This is a genomic window from Zunongwangia atlantica 22II14-10F7 (assembly GCF_002094855.1).
In the GTDB taxonomy this organism is placed as follows: Bacteria; Bacteroidota; Bacteroidia; order Flavobacteriales; family Flavobacteriaceae; genus Zunongwangia; species Zunongwangia atlantica.
Map to the genome: position 1 here is coordinate 61,603 of NZ_ARYN01000002.1, position 25,695 is coordinate 87,297.

Annotated in this window: 19 protein-coding genes; 7 read left to right on the forward strand and 12 right to left on the reverse strand. The window is 34.2% G+C overall.

Annotated elements, in window-relative coordinates; translation table 11 throughout:
* Window positions 1-3: 3 nt before the first annotated feature.
* Entirely contained in the window at window positions 4-1,152 is a 1,149-nt protein-coding gene (locus IIF7_RS02590; RefSeq protein WP_084840117.1) for a vWA domain-containing protein, read from the reverse strand.
* Between the two features lie 204 nt (window positions 1,153-1,356).
* Here IIF7_RS02590 and IIF7_RS02595 point away from each other — a divergent pair, with 204 nt between their 5' ends.
* On the forward strand, window positions 1,357-2,454 hold the full coding sequence (locus IIF7_RS02595; protein ID WP_084840118.1) for an endonuclease/exonuclease/phosphatase family protein: 1,098 nt from the start codon (window positions 1,357-1,359) through the stop codon (window positions 2,452-2,454).
* On the opposite strand, the gene IIF7_RS02600 is transcribed toward IIF7_RS02595, so the two are convergent.
* Entirely contained in the window at window positions 2,438-2,842 is a 405-nt protein-coding gene (locus tag IIF7_RS02600) for a response regulator (protein ID WP_084840119.1), read from the reverse strand. The two genes, IIF7_RS02595 and IIF7_RS02600, sit on opposite strands and share 17 nt — an antisense overlap.
* A gap of 50 nt (window positions 2,843-2,892) precedes the next feature.
* The gene (locus IIF7_RS02605; protein WP_084840120.1) at window positions 2,893-4,641 is read right to left on the reverse strand and encodes a PAS domain S-box protein; all 1,749 of its coding nucleotides are present in this window, start codon (window positions 4,639-4,641) and stop codon (window positions 2,893-2,895) included.
* Window positions 4,642-4,845: 204 nt separating this feature from the next.
* Here IIF7_RS02605 and IIF7_RS02610 point away from each other — a divergent pair, with 204 nt between their 5' ends.
* Window positions 4,846-5,577 carry a tyrosine-protein phosphatase gene (locus IIF7_RS02610; RefSeq protein ID WP_084840121.1) on the forward strand — a complete coding sequence of 244 codons (732 nt, stop codon included), beginning with the start codon at window positions 4,846-4,848 and terminating at the stop codon, window positions 5,575-5,577.
* Here IIF7_RS02610 and IIF7_RS02615 read toward each other — a convergent pair.
* The 6 genes from IIF7_RS02615 to IIF7_RS02640 are packed head-to-tail and all read right to left on the reverse strand — an operon-like array spanning window position 5,574 to window position 12,018.
* Window positions 5,574-6,896 (reverse strand): polysaccharide biosynthesis protein, encoded by a 1,323-nt coding sequence (locus IIF7_RS02615; RefSeq protein ID WP_084840122.1) that lies wholly within the window; start codon window positions 6,894-6,896, stop codon window positions 5,574-5,576. The two genes, IIF7_RS02610 and IIF7_RS02615, sit on opposite strands and share 4 nt — an antisense overlap.
* Window positions 6,889-8,028, reverse strand: a complete 1,140-nt coding sequence (locus IIF7_RS02620) for an aminotransferase class I/II-fold pyridoxal phosphate-dependent enzyme (RefSeq protein WP_084840123.1) — start codon at window positions 8,026-8,028, stop codon at window positions 6,889-6,891. The genes IIF7_RS02615 and IIF7_RS02620 overlap by 8 nt, the downstream gene beginning before the upstream one ends.
* Window positions 8,029-8,055: 27 nt before the next feature.
* Complete coding sequence (locus IIF7_RS02625; protein WP_084840124.1) at window positions 8,056-8,652, reverse strand: sugar transferase; 597 nt, start codon at window positions 8,650-8,652, stop codon at window positions 8,056-8,058.
* A gap of 52 nt (window positions 8,653-8,704) precedes the next feature.
* A complete protein-coding gene (locus tag IIF7_RS02630) occupies window positions 8,705-9,985 on the reverse strand; it encodes a nucleotide sugar dehydrogenase (RefSeq protein WP_084840125.1) in 1,281 nt (426 codons plus the stop codon).
* Entirely contained in the window at window positions 9,986-10,969 is a 984-nt protein-coding gene (locus tag IIF7_RS02635) for an SDR family oxidoreductase (RefSeq protein ID WP_084840126.1), read from the reverse strand.
* Between the two features lie 29 nt (window positions 10,970-10,998).
* Window positions 10,999-12,018 (reverse strand): LacI family DNA-binding transcriptional regulator, encoded by a 1,020-nt coding sequence (locus IIF7_RS02640; RefSeq protein ID WP_084840127.1) that lies wholly within the window; start codon window positions 12,016-12,018, stop codon window positions 10,999-11,001.
* A 105-nt stretch (window positions 12,019-12,123) separates the two neighbouring features.
* Here IIF7_RS02640 and IIF7_RS02645 point away from each other — a divergent pair, with 105 nt between their 5' ends.
* The 4 genes from IIF7_RS02645 (at window position 12,124) to IIF7_RS02660 (ending at window position 14,676) form a co-directional block, all read left to right on the forward strand.
* Window positions 12,124-12,600: a thiol-disulfide oxidoreductase DCC family protein gene (locus tag IIF7_RS02645; protein ID WP_084840128.1), complete on the forward strand. Its 477-nt coding sequence runs from the start codon at window positions 12,124-12,126 to the stop codon at window positions 12,598-12,600.
* Window positions 12,601-12,843: 243 nt separating this feature from the next.
* Window positions 12,844-13,164 carry a phosphoribosylpyrophosphate synthetase gene (locus IIF7_RS02650; protein WP_084840129.1) on the forward strand — a complete coding sequence of 107 codons (321 nt, stop codon included), beginning with the start codon at window positions 12,844-12,846 and terminating at the stop codon, window positions 13,162-13,164.
* Between the two features lie 100 nt (window positions 13,165-13,264).
* Window positions 13,265-13,765 carry a Dps family protein gene (locus IIF7_RS02655; protein ID WP_084840130.1) on the forward strand — a complete coding sequence of 167 codons (501 nt, stop codon included), beginning with the start codon at window positions 13,265-13,267 and terminating at the stop codon, window positions 13,763-13,765.
* A gap of 14 nt (window positions 13,766-13,779) precedes the next feature.
* Window positions 13,780-14,676 carry a mechanosensitive ion channel family protein gene (locus IIF7_RS02660; protein WP_084840131.1) on the forward strand — a complete coding sequence of 299 codons (897 nt, stop codon included), beginning with the start codon at window positions 13,780-13,782 and terminating at the stop codon, window positions 14,674-14,676.
* A gap of 87 nt (window positions 14,677-14,763) precedes the next feature.
* Here the strand turns inward: IIF7_RS02660 and IIF7_RS02665 are convergent, their stop codons facing one another.
* From IIF7_RS02665 to IIF7_RS02675, 3 genes are all read right to left on the reverse strand, one after another.
* Window positions 14,764-17,538, reverse strand: coding sequence for an outer membrane beta-barrel protein (locus IIF7_RS02665; RefSeq protein WP_084840132.1), 2,775 nt, complete (start codon window positions 17,536-17,538; stop codon window positions 14,764-14,766).
* Window positions 17,539-17,651: 113 nt separating this feature from the next.
* Complete coding sequence (locus tag IIF7_RS02670; RefSeq protein ID WP_084840133.1) at window positions 17,652-20,420, reverse strand: outer membrane beta-barrel protein; 2,769 nt, start codon at window positions 20,418-20,420, stop codon at window positions 17,652-17,654.
* 162 nt (window positions 20,421-20,582) lie between these two features.
* Window positions 20,583-24,302 (reverse strand): metallophosphoesterase, encoded by a 3,720-nt coding sequence (locus IIF7_RS02675; protein ID WP_084840134.1) that lies wholly within the window; start codon window positions 24,300-24,302, stop codon window positions 20,583-20,585.
* A 56-nt stretch (window positions 24,303-24,358) separates the two neighbouring features.
* Here IIF7_RS02675 and IIF7_RS02680 point away from each other — a divergent pair, with 56 nt between their 5' ends.
* Window positions 24,359-25,543, forward strand: coding sequence for a Pycsar system effector family protein (locus tag IIF7_RS02680; protein WP_084840135.1), 1,185 nt, complete (start codon window positions 24,359-24,361; stop codon window positions 25,541-25,543).
* Window positions 25,544-25,695 lie beyond the last annotated feature (152 nt).

Here is a 25,695-nt window from a genome sequence, read left to right on the forward strand (position 1 = left end):
CTTTTAGCCTCTAATTCTCTTTTTTCTGTTTGTTTCGTAATCTTCAAAAATCATTTCACCAAGACCTTTAAGTCCGGTATAAAATGCCTTCCCTTGATTCGCCTGTGTAAATTCCCTAATAAATTGCATTAAATAAGGATCTTGTGCGATCATAAAAGTGGTGATAGGAATTTGAAGTTTACGAGCTTGTTGCGCCATATTGTAACACTTATCAACGATGTAAGGATCTAAGCCCATACTATTTTTGTAATAGTTGCCATCGCGTTCTCGTATGCAACTCGGTTTACCATCGGTAATCATAAAGATCTGTTTATTGGTATTTCGCTTTCTTCGCAAAATGTCCATCGCCAGCTTCAATCCATCTACAGTATTGGTGTGATACGGGCCAACTTTTAGATACGGAAGATCTGCGATAGAAACCGGCCAGGCATCATTACCGAAAACGATAATATCTAAGGTGTCTTTTGGATAGCGGGTAGTGATCAATTCAGCTAAAGCCATCGCAACTTTCTTCGCCGGGGTGATACGGTCTTCGCCATACAAGATCATACTATGGCTAAGGTCGATCATTAACACCGTGCTCATTTGTGATTTATAATGAGTTTCTTCAACCACCAGATCGTCGTGTGTCATATTAAAACTACCAATCCCATGATTGATCTGGGCATTCCGCAGACTTTCGGTCATCGAAATTCGGTCTAAAGAATCTCCAAATTGATAATTTCTGAAATCGCCGGTATGCTCATCGCCACGGCCAACATGACTTGTACGGTGATTTCCCGAGTTTCCTTTTCGCATCTTACCAAAAATCTGATCCAGCGCCTGTTGGCGTATTGCCCTTTCGGTCTTTGCAGTAATCTTTAAACTCCCAGAACCATCACCTTCACCATCGCCATCTGGATCTAATTCTTCTTTTATGTAGCCTTTTTGCTTAAGGTCTTCTATAAAATCTTCGATCGTATAATCTGGCGTGGTAAGTTGATATTCTTCATCTAACTGGCGTAACCAGTCTAGCGCTTCATCTAGATCACCCGAAGTGTGCGTGATCAATTCTTTAAAAATCTCAAAGAGTTTTTCAAAAGGACTTGTATTAGGTTCTTCATATTTCTTGAAGACAAATCCCCTTTCCTTCATTTTATCTTTCTTCTTCATACTTTAAAATTAAACTTTTTTCAAGAGAATTAAAATTGAACATTTCACAACTTTTAGAAATAAGTCCTTTTTTGGTTATTAGCTTCTGAAATTGCTGCCTTTACGTTATTCTTTTCTTAAATACTTTTAAGTTTTATTGAATAATAGGAGATTTGAAAAGAATTTGACCAAAAACAAGATTGCCAACATAAAACTACGATCAGCATGAATACCGCTGAAATTATTATTCTTTGTCTGAACTGTTTTTTTTTAATTCCTACTTTAGCCTCTATAACAAGATTTGACCAATGGTGGATAAGAGGATTTGATTTCCCAAGAATTCAAATCTCAGTTTGCATAATAATCACCTTAATTTTATGTGCGATCGTTTATGATTTTTCTGAAACCTGGCAATTTGTAGCAAGCGCTTTACTTTTCCTAAGCCTGGTATACCAATCCTTAAAAATCTTTCCATACACAATTCTGGCTAAAAAACAGGTGATTAAATTTAAAGGGAAAGCTGAAGATGCAACAATTTCTATTCTGGTAAGTAACGTACTTACCCCCAATAAACATCCAGAAAAATTAATCGCTTTAGTTAACAAAAGGCAACCAGATATTTTACTTACGCTGGAAAGTGATAAGCGTTGGGAAAAAGCCTTGCAAGAAATTGAAAATGATTATAAGTACACTGTAAAAGTTCCTTTGGATAATCTCTACGGAATGCATTTGTATTCTAAACTCGAGTTAATAGATGCAGATGTGCATTATCTTGTTCAGGAGGATATCCCCTCTATACACGGTTATGTAAAACTTAGAAACGGTACTAAACTGAAGATTCATTGTTTACACCCAATGCCTCCAAGCCCTACTGAAAGTTATACCTCTACAAATCGTGATGCAGAAATTTTAATGCTAGGTAGAGATCTTTCACCAGAAGATCGTAAAGTATTAGTGTTTGGAGATCTTAACGATGTTGCCTGGTCTAGAACCACCAAGCTGTTCCAACAAATGAGCGGATTAATGGACCCTAGAATTGGCCGAGGGTTTTTTAATACCTTTCATGCCGGGTACAGTTTGTTCCGCTGGCCTTTAGATCATGTATTTCATTCAAAAGACTTTACCCTTATCGAGATCGCCAGAGAAAAAAGTATAGGTAGTGATCACTTTCCTATGTACATAAAATTAAATTACGATCCTCGTGCAACTGCTGTACAGCAAGAACTAGAGTTAGAACGGGAAGACGAAATTTGGGCTCATGAAAAAATTGAAGAAGCCCAACCACTCGAAAAAAGCATTAAAATTCCTAAAAAAATTCGCTAATAGACTGTAATTGCTTTAAGTTTTGGCAGTGTTTTAAAGTAACCGGCTTTTCTATATAATCGATTACTCTCTTATAGGTTTCTGCTTTTCTACGATCTTTTTGATCTATAGAAGAGGTTACCATAATTACATGAATCCTGTCATGCAAAGGATGTTCTTTAATTCGGTCTAAAAATTGCCATCCAGACATCATTGGCATATTAATATCTAGAAGAATAAGATACTTCTTCTCGATATTATTTAAAGTTTCGGGTTTATTTAAATAGTCTAAAGTTTCAAGTGCACTTTTAAAAATGATGGGCGTAGACGATATTTCACATCTAGAAACCATTTTTTTTTGCATCATTAAAACAATATCATCATCATCTACCAATATGACTTCTAACATAATGTAGGTTAAGATTAGGGTTCATTATAGATTTAGGGGGCTTAAATCTATTAATTATATGTCTTCTCTGCTATGTTGCGTATCACAGCATCTAAATCTTCGGCTGAATTTAATATTTTTTCTAATAAATCTTTAGTTTCTTCGTGATTATTTTCGCTATACTTCAATAAATCAATGAGTCCCATAATTTTTGCCAATGGAGCTCTTACCATATGTGATTGTTGCCACGCAATTTCTTCAAGTATCTTATTTCTAGATTTTATTTGTTTTAATTGATCTTTTTGTTGCGTAATATCTTGCTTAGATCCTATAATTTTCTCTGGCTTACCATCTCTATCGGTTACCAGATAACTTCGATCTAATAATGTTTTATAACTACCATCTGCGCATTTAAATCTATATTCTAACTGAAAAGATTTGTTGCCAGACTCAATTACATTTAAAACCTTATTTCTTATTTCCTTCCTATCTTTTTCATGTACATGAGACATCCACCAATCTTCAAAATCCTCTTGTTCTACTACTTTAGGATCGTGACCACAAACTTTAAAAATCGACTTAGAGATTTTAACCTTACCTGTTTTAAAGTCATAATCTGTAACAATATCACTGGTTGCTTCAGAAACAATTTCATATCTACCTAAACTTTCAGAAAGGCGATTTCTTTGCTCTACTAAATCTGTTACATCCCTGCTGTTTATTACAATTCCCTGAATAGGTGAAAAATCGAGGAGATTGGTAAGTTTGGTTTCTAAAAATCGCCAATAACCATTTCCATCTTTAACTCTATAAAATGGTAATCCAATTTTACTGTTTTTAGTATTAGTAATCGACAAGAATAAAGCCTTAATAAACTCCTGATCTTCAGGATGTACTCGGTCAAAAAAATGTTTTTTACGTAGTTGTTTTGGCTGTAAGCTTAATATACTTTCTACACTAGGACTTATATATTTATAATTAAAATCACTATCCAAAATACCTATTAAATCACTTCCCTCCTGCACTAAAGATTTAAAACGCATCTCGCTATCTTTTAAAGCTTTCCTTATCTTTAGATTTTCAGTTACATCTCTGGCAAGGGTTAATCTGGCTTCTCTACCATCATAAAAAATTGGCGTGCTATGAAAATTAATTGTCATCACACTTCCATCTTTCTTTACGTGACATACTGTTTCATGTAAAAAATCATTGGTAAACTCTTTTACCATTAATTTTATTTTTTCTTCTTCTTCTTTTATCCAAAGATCACTAGCTTTCATCTTTAGAAATTCTTCTTCAGAATATCCATAATGATCTATAGCTGCCTGGTTCACACTTAAAAATTTAAGTGTATAACGATCTAAAACCCACATTGGCAAAGGGGATGAGTAAAAAAGGGTTTTATAATTACTTTCAGAATTATGTATTTGCTTTTTATACTCTTTACGTTTAATTGCAAAGTAAATACTGCGATTTAGCGAAGGAGGATTAATTTCTGAAACATGAATATAGTCCTCGATTCCCATCTCAAAAGCATCAAAAGCATGCTTCTTAACATTGCTGTTGCTAATAATTAATATGGGTAAGTCTTCTTGTTTTGATATAAAATCGAAGATTTCATCTAGATTCTTCTCTTTATATGAAAGCTGTAATATCAAAATATCGAAATCACAATGCTCTTCTAAAAGTCTAGCTAAGGATTCTAGACCACTACATTGGGAAATATAATGATTACTATTTTGCTTTATAGCTTTAATGATACTTTCAGTTTCATCAATAAAACCAAAAAGAACAATATGTAGGTTCGAGAATTTGTGCATAATTTTAAAATCGTATTTAAAATCATCTTGCTGAACTAAAATGAAAAGGGCGTCTTAAATTTAAGATTTTAAAATTAATTCAAGAAATTTAAACGTTTATTATCATAATTTCCCACAAAACAAACGATTAAATTAAGAATAATGCAAGTTCATTTTTTTGCCTTTTTAAGTAAAACATACTACTTTTCAGGAAAAGTAAATTAGATGTTTTCATTCTTCGCGAAGAAGTATTTTTTTGTAGATCTGTTAGAAGGATTTACAGATTTTCATAACCATATTTTACCAGGAATAGACGATGGTTCACCAGATGTTGAAACCAGTCTTCAGCTAATCAAAAAGTTTGGAGAATTTGGTGTTACAAGCTTTGTACATACCCCGCATGTGATGAATGATTATTACCCTAACACTCCTGAAACCATCAATAATGCTCTAGCAGAATTACAGGCTGCACAACCTGCGAATATTAAAAACACGGCTGCGGCAGAATATATGATGGATCAATCTTTAATGGATAAATTAGACGACGAAAAATTATTGAAGATTTCGGGGAATTTCAGCCTGGTAGAAATGTCTTTTTTACAACCGCCAATCAATTTAAAAGAAATCATCTTCTCGCTACAAAATAAAGGACATGTTCTTATTTTGGCGCATCCAGAGCGATATGGATTTTTCCATGACGGCAAAATGAGAAAATACTACGACCTTAAAAGTCGTGGATGCTATTTTCAGCTAAATATGCTTTCGCTTACTTCCCATTATGGAGAAGGTATCCAAAAAATGGCTTTTAAGCTACTAGAAAATCAAATGATTGATTATATAAGTAGCGACACCCATCGTATGGAACACCTTGAAAAACTTCAAAATATCAAATTGAAAACCAAGGAAATTGAAATGCTGAAACCAATCGTAGAAAAAAGTAAAGAGCTTTTTGCTTAAACTTTATAATTTTCGAAGATGCTTTTTTTATCCTGAAGCAACATTTTATCACTAAGCAATAAGTTTAATTCCTCTGGGAAATCATCCTTAATTTCAGCGTTTTTAAGGATTACAAAATGACTATCTTGTTCAATTATATTTTCACTTTCAGCGATTAACTGCTCATGTTCTTTTTCGCCAGGCTTCAATTCGGTAGTTCGAATTTCAGCAGATCGATTATACAAATAAAGATTTGCCAAGGTTTTTATCGAAACCTGATGCTCATTAATCCTTGTGAAAATTTTCCCAGAATATTCACTTTCTAAAACAACATCTGTAAGATCAAAAACCTCCTGAAGCGTAAAAAAATATCGTGAAGCATTAACATCGGTCAAATTTATAGAAGAATTTCGCCACTCCAATTGCTTTTTCCAAACGGGTAAAACAGATCCTGTGCTTCCTAAAACATTTCCAAATCGAATGGTTTTAAAACGCGTTTCATCACTAACCTGAGAAAACCAAGAACACAATTTCTCTGCCCAAAGTTTACTTTTTCCCATTATAGATTTTGGCGCTACCGCCTTATCTGTCGATAATAAAATACATTGCTCGGCTTTAAAAGTTTCTGCCAAATAAAATAAAATATAAGCCCCGGCAATATTGTTTTTTATCACTTCTTCCAGCTCATTTTCCAGTAAACTTACATGTTTATAAGCTGCGGCATGAATCACAATTTCGGGTTGAAATTCTTCAAAAATCCCTGTCATTCGTTGCCGATTGGTCACATCTGCTAAGCAACAATTTATCTTTGCGTTTGGATATAAAATCTCAACTTCTTCTTTCAGAAAAAATAAAGCTGATTCACTTTGATCTATAATTATAATTTCTGAAAACGAAGCCGAATAATACTTTACTAAAGCAGCGCCAATATAGCCGGCACCACCGGTAACCAGTAATTTTTTATTTTTCTGCGGAAGTTTACTCGGACTTATTTCATCAATTTTATATAAATCCTGAAGCTGAAATTCGTTAAAATTGAATTCATTTTTTTTCCAATTCTGAAGCGGAAGCGTAAAAATAGCTGCCTTTGCGTTTATCGCTTTATCTAAAAACGCCGCTTTAATTCCAAAATCAGCTTTATGCTCTTGTTCGATATAAATTACTACGGACTCATTTTGTGAAAATTCAAGCTTGTCTAGTTCTTCAGAATTAAGTCGGTTTTTATCCAAAATCAAGATGTTCGATTTTGGATAATTTTGCTGAAGAAAATCTGAAACTTCCTGAAACTTTGAAGCTTCGCCAAAAATAATAATTTGCGCTGTTATATCTGGTTTAAGCATTTTTTACTGCCGCTAATAGTTCGGTTTTAATAAAATCGAGATCTGCTTCCCTCATTGCAGTTCCCGATGGCAAACATAAGCCATTTTCGAAGATTTTTTCAGCAATATCAGTTCCGTAGAAATCAAATTCGGCAAAAACCGGCTGCGTGTGTAAAGGTTTCCAGATACGCCTACTTTCGATGTTTTTATCGGCTAATTTTTTCATTATAACTATAACCGATATTGGTGATTTTTGAGCATCAATTTCTAAAATGCTCAACCAGTGATTACTTTTAAATGCTGAAGAAGATTCTGCAAAAACATTAAATCCCTCTATCTCATTTAAAAAAGATGCGTAAAATTGCTGAATTTCCCGTTTCTTTTTTACCCGCTTTTCTAAAACTTCGATCTGCGAAATTCCGATGGCTGCCAAAACATTACTCATCCTGTAATTATAGCCAATCTCTTTATGTAAATAAAAATCCTCGCTTTCTTTAGACTGCGTTGCCCAAAAAACTGCTTTATTTTGCTGAATTTCGTTCTTACAAACCAAAGCTCCACCGGCTGAAGTGGTGATAATTTTGTTTCCGTTAAAAGAAAACACCGCCAAATCGCCAAAACTACCGCAAGGATTATTTTTGTAAAAACTCCCCATTGCTTCTGCCGCATCTTCAATGATTGGTATTTGATATTGCGCCGAAATTCGATGAATTTCAGCTACTTTATAAGGCATTCCGTAGATATGAACTGCAATGATCGCTTTGGGTTTCCTTCCTTTTTTGATCTGGTCTTTTATGGCTTCTTCCAGAAAATCTGGAGATAAATTATAAGTATCTTTTTCGCTATCGACGAAAACCGGAGTGGCACCTTCGTAGAAAATAGGATTTACCGAAGCCGCAAAACTCAAACTCTGGCAAATCACTACGTCTCCTTTGCCTATATTCAATAATTTTAAAGCTAAATGTAAAGCTGAAGTTCCAGAATTGAGCGCAACTACAGGACGATTTTCGGTTCCTAAAAATGATGAAATTTTAGCTTCAAATTCACCAATTTGAGGTCCAACGGGAGCAATCCAGTTTTCTTGAAAAACCTGCTGTATTTTTTGCAGTTCGTTTCCACTTAAATGCGGTGGTGAAAGCCAGATTTTCTTCATCGATTACCGAATTTTAGGAAATATAGGTTATTCTGATTTCTTTTCAGAAATTACGTGTTCAAAATTTACCGCATCATAGCCATTAGAACTCACTATGGTTTTCAGCAAAATTTTAAGATCCAGCCAAAAACTATGATTTTCGATATAGTAATTGTCTAAACGATATTTCTCTGGCCATTTTAGCGAATTTCGACCGGTAATTTGTGCAAGTCCGGTGATTCCCGGTAAAACGCGATGACGATCTCGTTGCAATTTATCTTCCAGATCGATGTAATACACCGGTAAAGGCCGAGGACCAATAAAACTCATTTCAAACTTAAGAATATTAAAAAGCTGCGGAATTTCATCTAAACCAGATTGTCTTAAAATTCGGCCTAAAGGAGTAACGCGGAGTTCTTCTTTTAAAAGTTTTCCTTCGGAATCCTTTTTATCATTCATCGTCTTGAACTTATAAATCCTAAAACTGCGAGCATCCTTCCCTACCCGATCCTGAATAAAAAATGGGCTAAAACCATCGAGTATTAAGATTAGCAAAGTAATTATTATAAAAACAGGAAGAAATAATACGACCGTAAACAACGCAAAAATAAAGTCGGCAGTACTTTTTACGTATTTTCGATACATATTTAAATCACTTTAAAATTGCAGCAAACCAAAGCTGGAATGCAATGAAAATTTACAGTTTTTTATCTGCTTTATCGCCTAAAACACCTTTTACATCGTAGATAACGCCTTCTTCAGTTTTTAATTCAGCCAGATCCATTTCTAAAAATTCCTGATGGGAAACCGCTAAAATTAAAGCATCGAATTTGGTTTCTGGCTTTTGATTAAGCGTTTTCACACCATATTCATGCAAAACTTCTTCAGGATTCGCTAAAGGATCATACACTGAAACATTTACGCCGTAATCTTTTAAATTTCGGTACACATCGATTACTCGGGTATTGCGAACATCGGGACAGTTTTCCTTGAAAGTAAAACCTAAAATAAGAATATTAGATTCTTTAACCTTCAGGTCTCTTTTCAGCATTAATTTAACCACTTCGGCAGCAACATATTGTCCCATGCTATCATTCATGCGCCTTCCGGCAAGAATAATTTCTGGATGATAACCTACCGCCTGTGCTTTTTGTGCCAGATAATAAGGATCTACGCCAATACAGTGCCCACCAACTAAACCAGGCGTAAACGGAATAAAATTCCATTTTGTCCCCGCCGCTTCTAAAACCGCTTTGGTATCGATATCTAAAATATTAAAGATCTTCGCCAGTTCATTCACAAAAGCAATATTAATATCTCGTTGCGAATTTTCGATCACTTTTGCAGCTTCAGCCACTTTAATAGATGGTGCCAAATGCGTGCCTGCAGTAATTACCGAGGCGTAAATTGCATTAATATCTTCAGCAATTACAGGAGTTGATCCTGAAGTTACTTTTAAAATTTTATCTACGGTATGTTTTTTATCACCAGGATTTATACGTTCTGGAGAGTAGCCAACAAAGAAATCTTTATTAAAATTTAGTCCGCTAATTTTCTCTAAAACCGGCACACATTCTTCTTCTGTTGCTCCAGGAAAAACAGTGCTCTCGTAAACAACAACATCGCCATCTTTCAAGACTTTCCCTACGGTTTCGCTACTTTTATAAAGTGGCGTAAGATCTGGTTTGTTATTTTTATCTACCGGCGTTGGTACCGTGATCACGTAAAAATTACAGTCGGTTAAATCTTCAGTATTAGCCGTACAAAACAAGCCGGTATCTTCAGAATTATTTTCTTTTAAAACCGCTTTTAGATCTTTATTTTCGACTTCCAGCGTTTTATCATTTCCCTGCTTTAATTCAGAAATTCTGGAGTTATTAATATCGAAACCAACTACAGAATATTTTGTAGCGAAAAGACGCGCCAAAGGTAAACCAACATACCCAAGACCTATAACTGCTATTTTCTTTTGTGTCATTTACTTTAAATTATTCCAATACCAGGAAACTGCTTCAGCTAATCCTTCTTTTGCTGAAAATTCTGGCTGATAACCGAGTAATTTTTTTGCTTTTTCGATCGATGCCTGAGAATGTGGAACATCGCCCTGGCGCTCGGCACCATATTTTGCTGAAATTCCTGAAATTTCAGGATCAAATTTAGATAATTCTGACTTTAATATATCAACAAGTTCGTTGAGATTTGTTCTTCCGCCGTACGCCACATTATATACCTGATTTACCGCTTCTGGATCTTCAGTAAGCATTGCGAGTAAATTCATCTGAATCACATTATCGATATACGTAAAATCCCGAGAAAAGCTACCATCACCATTGATAACAGGAGAATGATGACTCATTAATTTTTTAACGAATTTTGGAATCACCGCCGCATAAGCGCCGTTAGGATCCTGATGTCTACCAAAAACATTAAAATAACGTAAACCAATATTTTCAAGACCATAAGTTTTCTGAAAAACATCGGCATATAATTCGTTTACATATTTTGTGATCGCATAAGGTGATAAGGGTTTCCCGATATGATCTTCGATCTTTGGCAATTCTGAAGCATCACCATAAGTTGAAGAACTTGCTGCATAAATGAATCTTTTTACATTGTGTTCTTTAGCCGCAACCAACATATTTAAGAATCCGCTTACATTTACCTCGTTAGTGGTTTGCGGATCTTTAATAGAGCGTGGCACCGAACCTAAAGCTGCCTGATGCAAAATATAATCTACATTTTTGCAGGCATTTAAACAAGCTTCAAAATCTCGAATATCGGCTTCTAGTAAAGTGAAATTTGTATGATCTTTAAATGCGCTGAGATTTGACCTTTTCCCAGTAGAAAAATTGTCCAGGCAAATTACCTTTGCCCCAAGATCGAGAAGCTTTTGGCAAAGATTAGAACCAATAAAACCAGCACCACCAGTTACGAGTACCGTACTGGTGGTTAGTTTTGCCATTTTATTTGGTTCTATCAAAATATTGATAATTAATGTTCAGAATCAAACGTAGTAGATTCTAAATTTACCAATTTAGTTTTGATAATTTTTTCTGTAGTTTTATTTAATTCGGCTTCCCCTTTTAATCGTTTTCCTAGAAGTTTCATTGCTCCTTTTCCGATTTTACGAGGGTTTTGCTCGATATAACTAATTGATGGCGTTAAGAAAGAAGTGATCTCTTCATTTAAGAAACCAACTACTTTAAGATCTTCAGGAATACGGATATTATGCTCGTAAGCATAACGATAAATCCTCATTGTACTTTCAGTATCGCAACAAAGAACGGCTTCTACTTTATCATCGATTAGGATCTCATGAATTTTTTCATCTAAGAATTCACGTCTTGTTGATGCCGCAATATGCTCTTTCATACTTGGCAATAAAGCTTCCTGATAACCTCTAATTCTCTCTTTACCGTTAACCAGGTGAAGAATCGTTGAAACCAGACCAATTTTCTTTATTCCTTTTTTGATCAGTTTTGTAGTAACCTTTTTAAAACTTTCAGCATCATCTACTCCAACTTTATCTACAGGCATATCGTAATTTATACGGTCGTATAGCACTACTGGTATATCGTAATCGATTAGATGATAAATATGATCGAAAGCTCTTTTACGCTGTGTTTCTTCAGCAATAGAAAGTAAAACACCATCTACAAAACCAGAGGTTAAGTGATCTATAATTTGTACTTCACGATCGTAAGATTCGTTAGAAATATAGGTAATTACCTGTAATCCTTCTTCCTGTGCTCTGGCTTCAATCCCAGATAGTACTTTAGCAAAAAACACGTTTGCAATATTAGGGATAATCACTCCTATCGTTCCACTCCTGCTACTTTTTAAATTAACTGCCACAGGATTAGGACGATAATTATGTAGCGCGGCTAGTTCTTTTACCCGCTCTACAGTTTTCTGACTAATTTCTGGGCTGTCGTTTAATGCTTTAGAAACAGTAGAAACTGAAACGTTAAGCAATTTAGAAAGCTCTTTTAAGGTGATTTTATTTTTCATACCTTCAACCTAAAGTTTATATCTGGTTTTAACGCCAAAGAAAAGCATTTTTGACTTTGATAGAAAATAATTTCGACGAATATGTGACCGGGCAAACTTATTTTCATGTTTACAAAGATAGATTTTACAAAGCATAAACCCAACACCCCTGTTTTAGTATGGGATGGCCACTGCGGATTCTGTAAATTCTGGAAAACAAGGTGGGAATTTAGGACAGGAAACCAGGTAAAGTACATTACTTTACAGGAACACTCCCATGATTTTCCAGATATTCCTGAAAAAGAATTCAAAAAAGCTAGTCGGCTGATTACCAAAGACGGAAAAATTTTTTCAGGACCAGATTCTGCTTACAAAGCCATGTGGTTTGGAGGTATAAAGAAGTGGCACAAATGGTATCATAAATATCCATTTTTTCAGCAATTAAGTGATCATGGCTATAACCATATTGCTAAAAACCGAAGTTTCTATTATAAACTCACTGTTAACTTATTTGGTAATAATCCAACTCGTCTAAGGCCATATTGGTTATTTTACATCCTTTTTTTAATAGCTATAGTTTATCTACTCAATGAAATTCTTTAATTCTTACTGGTTTTATATTATCGCTGCAATTATTACCATTGTTGGTTTGGTTACAGGTTGGTATTTCTTCTTTTTACTAGTCTTACCAATAGGTCTTTTCAGCAAAAAAAAAGATCGCTAAATCATCAAATATTAATGAATAGCCAAATGGAGTTAAACTTATACTAAAGCACCTGAATCACTTGGAAATAAGGCAGTCTCGACGTAATTTAACATTTGAAACCAATTGAAAAATTAACGAAAATGAAAGATTACGGAACCCTATCTCAAGCAATTAATAAATTGAAATTAGAGGAAGGTTATGAGTATGATTTTAACCTTCTTGACGAACATCTTGAATTAAAATCTGAAGACGAAAAATTTGGTGTTCACGAATTTGATGTGGATAAGGTATTACGATTTGAAGGAATGAGTAATCCTGATGATAATGCAATTCTTTACGCAATTACTACAGAAAATGGCAGAAAAGGAACTTTAGTTGATGGATACGGAGTTTCCAGTGGACAGGTATCTGAAGAAATGAGCAGCAAGTTAGATCTTAAACAAAACAGACCTATAGAATAAGCTGATCTCTATATAGCGTTAAACTTGTATTAAACGCTATGTAGTCGTTTTAAAGTATTGTATTTTTGTATCGAAATTAAAAAAACTATAAATAAATACTATGAACTATTTAGGATTAGACAAGGAAAAAATAGCTTTAACTGTAGATGAGTTAAACATTTTATTGGCTGATTACCATTTATATTATCAGAAATTAAGAAACTTCCATTGGAACGTAATCGGCAAAAATTTCTTTGATTTACACGAAAAATTTGAAGAAATGTACGACGATGCTAAACTAAAAGTTGATGAAATTGCAGAGCGTGTTTTAACTCTAAGATTTCAGCCAACCAGTAATTTAAGTGAGTATCTTAAAATGTCGAATCTTGAAGAATCAATTTCTGAATTAACAGATTACGACATGATCGAACAATTAATTAAAGATCATGGTACAATTCTTAGCCAGATGAGAAAAGTAGTAAAAGCAGCAGATGCTGCCGGAGACGAGGGAACTATCGATCTTATTGGTGCATATATTAGAGAACTTGAAAAAACAAGTTGGATGTTAGATGCTTGGAAAATGAAAACTACTGAGAATCATAAAGCTGTTGTTGCTGAATAATCCCTCTAATATACATGGCAAATAGCTTTGATCTTGAAAAATCATTAGAATCCTTAGTTGATAAACTAACAGGATGGCTTAATAGCCTTATCGTGAATCTGCCAAATATTATTTTGGCAGTTCTCGTTTTTATACTTTTCTGGTTTATTGCGAAGTGGGCTGGTAAGATCGTTAACCGACTTTTAATTAGAAAAGTTAAGCAGGATTCTATTCGTGAGATTACCATAAAAGTCCTTAAGGCTATAATTATCCTTACAGGATTTTTTGTTGCTTTAGGTCTTCTTAATTTAAATCAGTTACTAACATCGATTCTTGCCGGTGCCGGTGTTATTGGTTTGGCTGTAGGTTTAGCGCTGCAGGGGCCACTTAATAATAGTTTCTCTGGAGTTATATTGAGCTTCTTACCAGAATTACAAATTGGTGATTGGGTAGAAACTAATGGATATGCCGGTACGGTAATAGAAATTAATCTTAGAAGTATCAAAATTAGACAATCTGATAACAATTTTGTTGTAATCCCAAACTCTAAGATTGTAGACGATGCCTTTAAAAACTACAGTCGAACAGAGCGCTCCAGAATTTTTGTAGACTGCGGAGTTCATTACGACAGTGACCTGGAAATGGTTAAGAAATTAACTGAAGATACTATAGCCGAATTGTTCCCGCAGAATGGCGAAGAAGAAGTTGAATTTCTATACAATGAATTTGCAGATAGTTCGATAAATTTCACTGTAAGATTTTGGACTGATGCCAAAAGAAATTATGATATCCTGGCAGCACAAAGCAGGGCCATTATTGCCATTAAGAAAGCTTTTGATAAGAATGATATTAATATTCCGTTCCCTATTAGAACGATCGATTTTTCAAACAATCTAAGCTTAAATAAGGCTATAGAAAGTAAAGAAGAATAAGCATTAATCCTCAGATTATATAAAAACAAAAGGCTTTTGGAAATTCCAAAAGCCTTTCTTAATTAGAATTAGCACTCTAATACACCGTTAGAAAAAGAAATTTCGATCTTCGATTTCTCCCTTTTTACCTAATGTATTAAACTTATAACTGAAACCTAACATAAAATATTGTTGTAAGACGGTACTTTGTACATCCTGAATGTAATTTTCTGAAGTTTCACGTTGTGTATTGGTGTTTTGATTTAAAATATCAAAAGCTTTTAAACTTATATTCCCTCTATTATCTAAAATCGAATAGGTAAGAGTACTATTCCAGAGCGTAGTAGATTGCTGGAACGCATCCCCTACATTGGGGTTATTAAAGTAACTGAGGTCGTTTTGCCATTCCAGGTTTTTAGGCCAGTTTGTTTTGGTTCGTAATCGCAATTCGTGTCTTGCAAACTCATAACCTTCTAAAGAATTAATATCGAATTCTACCGTATTAAAACTCAAATTATATCCAGGTCTTAGTTCTAAAAAGTCACCTAACTTATATGTTAAATTAAGCGTAGGTCCCAGCAAACGAGAATCTCTATCATAAATTTGATCATTGTTATAGTTTACAGATCTTTGGGCGTTTCCGTAAAGCCCAAAACCTATTTTTAAACTGGATAGAGTATCTAATTGTACATCTTTACTGTAACTAAAACTAGCGTATGCACTAAAAGCTCCGTCAACATTATCATAGGTTGTAGATCGCACAAAATTTTCATCTACCTGAGATCTTGAAACCACCTGATCATCTATATGCGTAAAGCTAACATAAGCAAATACACCACTGCGTGTCTGGAAGTCGTAATTATTGAAATTTATATATAAATCGGTTTCATTTGAAGGCTTTAGATCTGGATTACCCTGAACGATATTTAAAGGGTCTGATACATCGACATAAGGTGATAATTGTCTTACACCCGGCGCACTATTACGTCTTGATAAATAGGAGTATATTCCCATTTTTTGATTAAGCCTATAACTAAAATTAACGTTATACTCTAAAGCATCAAAATCTTGCGAAAAATTAAAATCCCTTAAATTATCACTACTTGTAAGCTCTCGATAAACATAAGCAACATCCAAACCTATATTTACTTTTTCAGTATTCCAATCTACCCCAAATTCTGGGCGATAAAATTCATTTACATTTTCAAAATCTGTACTCTGCTCTAAATTAAAATCGTCAAATGAGCCAGAAGTACCATTAAGATCATAAACATATTGCATATCATCCCTGGAATCATTTCCATAGCCCATTTCAGAATTAAGATAAAATTTATCCTTTATTACCGGCAGGCGATATCTTAAACTAGAATTGATATTATTATTTTCCTGCTTGCCATCTGTAAATTGATTTCTATCAATAAGCTCTCCATTACTTCCAAATGTTTCTGCGGAAGTTAATATAAAAGACTCTGAATCGTTATTCTCTAAATTTCCATTCACTCTTAATGAAAGGGAAGATCCATTAGCCCATTTCTTATTCACATTAAAGTTTCCTCCAATACTTTGCGCATCCCTAAAGCTTTGGTTATCACTTTCAGATTGGTTAATTAAATCTCCATTTTCATTATACGATTGCGAGTTACTTTCAGAACTATTTTCTGCTTTTGTATAACTAAATGTGGGCATGGCATCGATAAACCAAGTAGTATCTGGTTTTGTTGTGAACTTCATATTAGCCTGGTGGCGATCTGTATTTCCTTCTCTCCTAGAATAACTCTCGGTAAAATATCGATTATCGGGTAAAATATTCTCACGCTCTTGTTGAGTTTCTTCATAGTTATTAGATCCTGAGTAAAAATAATTTGCTGAAATTTCTGAAGTTTTACCCCAGGAATCGCCATAATTTAAACCTCCGGTTCTAGAATTAATAATTCCGCTTCCAAATCCAAAATTACGCCCATTTACACTAAAAGCCCCTGTACTGGATACACTTATACTACGGGCTCCACCAAACATTTTTTCAATCTCTCCAAAACTAAATCCGGGAGAATTAATGTTATTACCGCCTCCAAGAGCACTAAGTTGTAAATCGTTATCAAAATAATTTACAAGTCCGGCATATTCAAAACGATCATCGGTTCCACCGCCGCCAGAGACACGACCAAAAATACCTTTATTTTTATCCTCGTCTATAGTTATATTAATGGTTTTATTCTCTCCACTACTGGCTTCACCGGTAAATGCATCTGAATCTGATTTTGTATCAGAAACCTGAATTTTACTAATCATTTCTTTTGTTAAATTTCGGGTTGCGATTGTGGGATCGTCTCCACCAAAAAATGACTTTCCGTTTACCAGTATTTTATTTACCGGTTTACCGTTTACAGTAATATTTCCTTCAGCATCTACCTCAACTCCCGGTAGCTCTTTTAGTAAATCTTCAACAGTGGCATCTTTTTTCGTTTTAAACGATTCAGCATTAAACTCTAGCGTATCCTTTTTAATAGTAATAGGTGCACTTCTTGCCTTTACCAATACATCTCCTAAAGATTCTACCTGAAAATCGAGCTCTATGGGCTCTAATTTTAAAACTCTTTTTTCTTTTAAGCTAACTGTTTTCTCGAAAGGAGCATAACCAACAAAAGAAACATATACATTCACTTCTTCTAAAGAAGTTCTACCAATTAAACTGTAATCTCCGTTTTTATCGGTAATGGTATAGGTAACAAGCGTGCTATCTCTAACAGATTCTGCATAAACAGTAGCAGCTTCTAGAGGGGCTTTACTTTCTTTATCTATAAGTTTTCCTGAAATTTCAAATTGCTGAGCAGATAATGAGATACTAAAAAGTCCTATGGCCAGGACCAGTAATTTTCTTAACATAAAATGATGATTTATTGATTGACGTATGCTAATAACTAAAAAACTCGTTGAATATTTAATAATAACCCTGTTTTTAAGTTTTATTTAACATTTCATGCATAAGCTATTTATCTTTATCGTCTTCTTCGCCTAGGATGACTTTTGCCGTTTTTATGAAAAGTATCAAACCTGTAACTAAAACTTAGCATAAAATATTGGGTAAGTGCAGTAGTCTCGTAAGATGTTATAGAATCTGCCCCAGAGTATTGATATACATTTGTATTTTCATTTAGAATATCATAAGCTTTAAGCGTTAATAGCCCAAAATCGTTCTTTAAGAACTTATAGGATATAGAGGAATTCCAGAAAAAAATATGGGCATCAAATCGATCCTGATCTACCTGCGGATTTGTAGAATATCTAAAATCATTATTCCACTCAAAGTTTTTAAGGAATTTTATAAAACCACTAAAATTTAACGAATTTCGATATATACGTTGATCTTGAATGCTCTCTAAATCATATTCTGCAACCTGTAAATTCATAGAATAACTTAGCTGTAATCTTAAGTTTTGATTAGACAAATTTACAGATGGGCCTACGCTGTAGTTCTGGCTGTTGGCAGTATATAAAATTCCGTTAGTAAAACGATAGTTTTTGTTGTGCCCGGCATTCAAATTCAAATTCACTCCAAGACGATTAATCGAATCTAACTTGAAATTTTTATTTAACCACATATAGCCAGAGATTCTGTATTCATCTTTAATATTAGTATAGGTTGTAAATCTTACCAAATCCTCGTCTATGGTAGTTTGTGATTGTACAGGATCTGTAGTATAATCTCCGTTAATATTTGCATTAAAATAAAGCTGCTTATCCATATTACTAGCATTATAACTTAACCTAACATTATGTCGCTTTGTTAGATCTAAATCTGGATTCCCTTCAACTATATTTAATGGATTAGAAATATTTCTAAAAGGAGTTAAACTATAAATAGAAGGTATTTGGTTAGATAAGTTATAATTTAGCCTAAGACTCGAAGTTTTTGAAAATCGATAATTAAATCTGGCACTCCCTTCAAAAGCGTTAAAATCATTATTAAAACTAAAATCTCTAATTCTATCGGTACTTTCTAAATCTGCAAAAGAATATCTGGCATCAATAGAAAAATTAAAGATTTCTCCCTGGTAACTAAGATTTAAAGCTGGTTTATGCGTAAATGTACGATTATCAAAACTTGTACTTTGATCTTCATTTAAGCTGGAAAATTGATTTGTTTCTTCATCAAAATCGAAAGCTAAATTTTCAGATTCATCTAAATTCATAGCATAGTTGTATGAAATTCCGTAGAAAAGGAGCTTTTCGATAATTGGAGATCTAAAATTTATAAACGCACCAGTATTATTATTTTTAGAGCCTCCTCGCATAATCTGGTTTCGGTAAATATCTTCCTGATCTGAGTTATAAAAAATATATTCTGATTCACTATTTCTTTCAAAATCTGAATTAGAGATATTATTATTCATTCCCAGTGATAAAAAAGATTGGTTAAATCTTCTATTGATATTTAGATTATTGCTGAAATTAGTTTGCTCGGTAAGTCCATAATTTGAAGACGTAGAGGTATTTCGTAAATCGCCGTTTTCTTCTCTACTCTCTGAATTGCTATTTCCCCTGGAAAAGTTTTTCTCATAACTAAAACGAGGACGCGCATCGATCATCCAGCTAGAATCGATAGTAGCTTTAATTCTTGAATTTATTTCGTGTTTATCCTGATTTCCGGTATTGTTATAACTATTTTCTGAGAAGTAATTTCCATCTGGACGAATATTTTCTGAAGAGGAGATACTATTAAAAAAATTATTTGATGCCGAGTAAAAATAATCTGAACTTACTTCCAGATTTTTTCCAAGATCATCGGCATAATTGGCTCCTGTAATTTTAGAGTTCACGATACCATTACCACCACCTATTCTTCTACCACCAATACTTATTCCTCCGTTATATGTTGTATACGAATTAGTATTAAATATTTCTCTAAGTTCACCAAATGTAAAACCAGAAGTATTGATATTATTCCCTCCACTAAGCACACTTAATCGCAGATCATCATTAAAGTAATTAGCAAGACCAGCAAATTCGAAACGTTCGTCACTTCCTCCCCCGGCTGCAACTCGGCCAAAAACACCTTTATTCTTATCTTTATCTAGTTTTATATTGATAGTTTTACTATCCCCGCTTGCTTTCTCTCCTCTAAAAACCTGGCTATCAGATCGTGTGTCTACCACCTGAATTTTATCTACCATATCTTTAAGTAAATTCTTGGTTGCAATACTACCATCGCCAGAGAAAAATTCCTTGCCTCCTACTAAAATTCTGTTCACCTCTATACCATTCACTTTAATGCTTCCGTCTTCGTCTATTTCTACCCCGGGTAATTCTCGTAATAAATCTTCTATAGTTGCTCCCTCTTTAGTTTTAAAAGATGCTGCATTATATTCTAACGTATCCTGCTTTATACGAATTGGTGGCACTCTTCCTTCAATTAAAACATCACTTAAAGCTTCTATTCTTTGTGACATTTCTATTGGTTTTAACTCTAACGGATCTTCGTCTTTTGGTAATGAAATCACTTTTTTAACTGGCTCATAGCCTACAAAAGAGATAAGAAGATTTATTTTTTCTTTTGTAGATTTTCCTGAAACATTAAAAACACCATCGGCATCTGTGATCGTATAGCTAATTAAAGAACTATCTTTTAATGTTTCTGTAAATACGGTAGCTCCTTCTAATGGTTCTTGTGTGATACTATCTAATAACTTTCCTGAAATTTCGAATTTTTGAGCCTGTACCGATACGGCAATAAATACCAGCACAATAAATAATGCCTTTTGAAGCATAATTGATGGTCTTGATTGATGATTGATTAAAACTAAACCGATTAAGGTTCACAAGTTTAACACTAATTTATCAAAAATAAAGCCATATATTAAAATATTAACGTTGTTGCATAAAAAAACCTGCATAACTGCAGGTTTTTATGAAAAATCATATCGATTTTCTTAGAATCTGAATCCAAAACCAAAACTAAAACGCCAGCCTTCATCTCCATTAAATACATGAATGGTACCGTTCACAGCCTCAGCGCTATTAATCCAGATACCACCGCCATAGCTATCATGCCAAACATCGCTAGTATCATCTTTTTCCCAAACCCGGCCTATATCATAACCTCCAAATACACCTATTTGAAATGGAAGAAATGCTGTTTTAAATTGATTAAAACTATATCGAATATCACCTCCCGTAGCAAATGCACTTTTCCCGATAAATCGCTGTAACCTGTAACCTCTTAAACCAGAACCGCCACCTAAAGTTGCCGCCTGATAAAACTCGTAATCTGTACCTATATTTATTTGAGTTTGTACATGGCTTTTAAGCACTAACTTTCTACTAGGAATTAATGAATTATAAAATTCTAAATAGGATTTAAAATATCCATAATTACGATCTGTATCGGCAGTGTTTAATTTCCCTCCCAAATTTAAATCGAACTGCATGCCTCGTGTAGGGTTTAGAACATCGTCGTAACTTTCGTAACGATAAAGCGCATCTAAGCCTGCAAAATATTTTCTATCAAAAAAACCATCAGGATTATCTGGAGTAAATTCATCTATAAACCTACCTTCAATATTATCTATTTCTACTGTTTCAAAACTTGCTTTATAGCTAAAATAACTTCCAAAAGGAGTTGCGTTCACTAATCCAACGTCTCCTCCAACACGGCTAATCTTAACCCGATTATAATCTAGGCTAAGCTCATCGTCTAGGTTAACGGTCTCATTTCCGTAGCCAAAAAAGTTTCGAGCAAAATTAGGACTGGTAAAATGTGCCCCTACCTGCAAATTATAATCTCCTATAATCGTTGCAAATCTTGCCTGATAGCTTAGATCAAAACCATCTGTAGCAAAATAATATCCTGCTTTTAGTTCATGTTGCGAAGTGTAAGGATTTCTTTTAAAATCATTGATGGTATACAATGCTTTAAACCCAAGCTTAACACCATCATCTGGATTATAACCTATCCCAGGTGTTATAGAGGTCGATTTAAATACCTTTTTATCTTTATCATAAATATTTAGGTCGTATTGATCTGTAAATCTAAATCGGGCGTCTGCGCCTTCTTCTATGGTATTTGGTTTAGATTTATGATCGTAAATTTTTAGCTTCTTCTTATTCTTAATACGATAAACATCGTTATTCTGTCCACCTATTACACGTACATAAATTAAATGATCTCCTTCTCCATCTACAGTTATAATATCATCATCATCTAAGGCATAAACCCAAATATCTTTGGTAAAGGCTTTATCATAAACATAATCACTTACTATATCTGCACGCTTTCCTTTTTTATTCCTATAAATGGTAACTTTTGTTTTACCTTCAGGCATACGAGTAATGTCGACAAAATCGTCCTTATCTGTCCCGGTAACAATGGCTAATTTTGCATAATAATCGTAATATCTTTCAGCTATATCTATAATATTATCTCTTCTGCCCTTCAGGTTTTCAATAATACCTTCTGTGATTTCTCCATTAGTTTCTGGCGGCAGCTTTTTAAAAGCTTCTTCTATAACTTTATCTGTGATATTTTCCTTAATAAACTTTGCCTGCGCTAACCAGGTATCTTTACCTGTGCTTTGAAGTACAGAACGATCTAAGCCAATTGCAGCGATATTAAACCACTCTACATTAGATAGTTTTTTATCGTATACGGCAAATTGATTGGTAATTCCCACTAAAGATCGTAACGTTCCAAAAAAAGCACCATCAAAATTCGAGAAAACCTGATCCCTGTCTCTTGGGATTGGAGTAAATGTGCGATTTCCTTCTTCGTCCTCGTTCTCAGCCCAACGCCATTGATCCTGGTGCCTGTCCCAATCACCCACAAGCATATCAAAAAGTCTGGCTTTTACGTAAGCAGCCTCGTCTATTTTATACTTTTCGTCTTTTCGTATACGCTCAAACATCCCCGCTGTACTAACAATATCGTGATTTGGCGTACCAAAACTTTCATTATTCAACCAATGCTCTTCAGGACGTTCTTCAATCATATACACATCGTCACCATGATTTTCGTTCATTTCGCCAAGATTATCCTGTTTAGGCAAATAATATATCTCAGGATTAGTATGTGCTAAACCAATAGCTTCAGCTAAAGTTGGTATCGCTAAAAATGCAAAAGGATGTGCTGAAGTATAAAAATCGTTTATTAAATTTTCTGCTGCTGTATCTCGAAATTGGTCCTCTATAGGCTTATTTTTATAAGCAACCGATTGTAAGAACTGTACCGCATCTTTTCTAATTCTTCTTACATTATACTCTCTATCTTTAGAATCCTTTACTCTAATAGATACTGTTTGATGGCCACCGCCTTCGCGCATTGGTTCTAAACCTCCGTATAAAGTATCAAAATCGGCCACATTGTAACTAACCTCGGTTCCATAAAGTTTTCGATAGCGTTTTCCCCAAAGTGTTCGGTAAATCCCGCTTACTTCTACTTCTTCTTCAGGATAGATACTTGCTGTTTTTTTCTGCGGAAATGAATCTGGGTAATCGCCCAGCTTATAGGGTTTAGGGCTTGGAAAAACTTCTTTTTGATACATCAATTCTGGCTCGTTATCCTGATTACGATAATAACTAACCCAAGAAGATCCATCTTTAAAAACATCATAAACTGCAAATCCCTGAAGCGAAAAAGCAAATAATCCATCTGTGCCCAGCGCTACATAATTTTCTTTAGAACCAGAGCCAGAAATAATTTGTTTAATGCCATCGTGATCTATATACTGTAAAGTATGCTCGTGACCAGAAACAAATATCACTCTGTCTCTACCTTTTACCATGGTTTCCAAACGATCTGATAGGGATTTATATCGTTCATTTTGTAGATCCTGTATAGAAATTCCGCCTGTAGTTCTAATTAACATCGCTAAAGATCCTAGAATGGGCACCGGAATTTTTCGTTGTGAAGGATATAAATGCCTGTTAAAATTATATTGCCCACCATGAATTCCATTTGAGAAAATTGGATGGTGCATGGCGATAATCGTTGTTTTATTCTGTGATTTTTTTAATTCACTTTCTATCTCGGTAAAAAGAGCTTCACGGGTTTTAATCTGGTTGCAATCATCATTTACCGTTGGGCTTTTATCCCAATCTTCCAGATACCATTGCGAATCGATAATGATCATCTGGATATCATCAGAAATTTCTTTGATTTCTAATCCACATCCCGTACTTGGCGACCAATCTAAAGAATCACCATACTGCTCTATTAAATATTCTTCCTGGCGTTCTAAACCATCAATTCTTTCACTATACCAATCGTGATTTCCGGGAATATAAATAACCTTTCCGTTATAATTTTCTACAGCATCTAATTGGGCATCCAGGCGATATTCAGATTGCTCGCGTAAAGGATCGTCCTTTGGCGGCATTCCCACAGGATAAATATTATCTCCTAAAAAGATGGCATAATCTCCTCTGGTATCTCTTTCCTTTATAAACTTTTTAAAGACTACTAAAGCTTTAGAAGTACCACCTTCTGGTGAATACCCACCATCGCCCAATAAATAAAAAGTCTTTTCAATTTCCTTATTCTCAGGATATCCAAAGTTAGAAGTTGGTTCGCCTTTGCGGTATTTTGGATCTGAACTTGTACAGGCAGCTACAAGAGTTAAAATAAACAAAAAACAGTAGTAGTTATTTCTTTTCATAAATGTTGTTAGACAAAATTTTGTAATTTGGCACTATCAAACAAGTACTTTTATAGATGAACAACCTATTAGATAAAGCTGATAATTATGTTCTTGAATTGTTCAAGGAAAAACTCCCAAACACCTTTCTATACCACAATTATAAGCATACAGAAAGAGTTGTTAAAAGTACTGAAGAATTAATTGAACATTCTGAAATTAATGTTAAACAAGAAGAGGCCTTAAACCTTGCAGCCTGGTTTCACGACACCGGATACACAGTAGGTTACGAGAATCACGAAGAATCCAGCGCTAAAATTGCCAAAGGCTTTCTTGAAGACAATAATGCAACCCAGGAGCTTATAGATCTGGTCTCTAAATATATTTTGGCAACCAAATTTAGCCATACTCCGCAGGATTTAGGAGAAAAGATTATTAAAGATGCAGATTCTTCTCATTTCGCAAAAGAATATTACGAAGAAACCAGTGAACTTTTAAGGCAGGAACTACAACTACATAATCGCAAAAATTACACCTCGAGTGAGTGGATTATGGAGAACATTAAAATGCTTACTGAAAAGCACCAGTTCTATACCGATTATGCCCTAAAAAACTGGAATCAAACTAAAGAAGAGAATCTTCTTGAACTGGTTGAAAAGCAAAATAAAAGAGAAAAAAAATTAACCAAAGAAGAGCACAAAGCTAGATTAAAAGCTAAGTATAAAAACGATAACCCAGAGCGCAGTATCCAGACTTTATTTAGGGTTACTTTACGAAATCATATAAAGTTAAGTGATATTGCAGATACTAAAGCCAACATTTTATTATCTGTAAATGCGATTATTATTTCTTTGGCAATATCTAACCTTATCCCAAAATTAGACGCGGTAAGCAATCGTCATTTATTAATTCCTACACTGGTTTTGGTGCTTTTTAGCGTTGCTTCTATGATCCTTTCGATTATGTCTACGCGTCCAAATGTGACCAGCGGAGAATTCACCAAAGAGCAGGTTAAAAATCGTGATGTAAATCTTCTTTTCTTCGGAAATTTCCACAAAATGCCTTTCGATCTATTTAAGTGGGGCATCAACGAAATGATTCAGGATAAAGATTACGTTTACGAATCGCTAATGCTCGATCTACACTTGTTAGGTAAAGTTTTACATCGTAAATACTTATTACTGCGATTAACCTATACTGTTTTCATGCTAGGTATTATTATCTCGGTAATTGCATTTGTAATCGCGTTTTATTTAATGTAAGTCTGGGTAATCACAATTTAAAAAGAGAAACTTTCTTATACAATCTAAGCTGAAATTGTAAAAAACAAGCTTCATTTTTCACAATTATCTCCTATTTTACTCATATTCATTGTTTTAACATGTTTTTATTTGAAAATTATGCTTAAAACTTT